We start from the raw sequence: 639 nt of genomic DNA on the forward strand, positions 1-639 counted from the left end.
GCCGACTTTACCAGCCAGCGATACGCCCTTTTTTATGGGTTAAACCCTGCGGACTATCCAGGCTTACACTACGACATTCACCAGCGACGGAACCAATGGCAAGCGAGTATGTTCTGGAAAGCGTCCCGGAGTAAGGATAGTACTTCCCAATCGAAAACGTATTGGAAAGTGGGCATTGAATCGCACTGTCAATCCGACGGGTTTCGTTCGGGTTATTCAGGGCCGGAGCTTCCCGACTCCTCCTGGGCCATTGCAGGGGCGTATCGCCAATGGGTAGTGGTGCCCCTGGCCGAGGTCAAGCAACAAAATCGCCGCTGGGGCTATACTTTTCAGGTGACACTCCCCTGGTATCAACTGGAACATACGGAGGCGGTCCGACGGGCGAATCTCCGATCCACGCGTATGCAGCCGAATGGCATGCTGGGCCTGTCCTACCAGACGCCTTCCCTGCGACAGCTCTTTAGTCTGAATCTCACGCATCGCGTACAGGTACCCGGAGTAGAGAGTATCTGGGATAGCTTCCAACCCAGTTCATACCGTTCCTTTTACAGAGGGCTGGCGGCGTTTCGTCCTGTGAAAACCACTAGCGGACTACTCCTGTTCCGGCATAATCAACTCGCTTCCTACCTGACTTTGATG

General features: G+C 54.6%; 1 protein-coding gene. It reads left to right on the plus strand.

Going from position 1 to position 639, the window contains the following annotated elements:
• On the plus strand, positions 1 to 639 hold a 639-nt coding region (locus tag BWI97_RS27850; protein ID WP_158242868.1), incomplete at both ends, for a hypothetical protein.

The sequence above is a fragment of the Siphonobacter sp. BAB-5405 genome (assembly GCF_002872335.1).
Taxonomy (GTDB): domain Bacteria; phylum Bacteroidota; class Bacteroidia; order Cytophagales; family Spirosomataceae; genus Siphonobacter.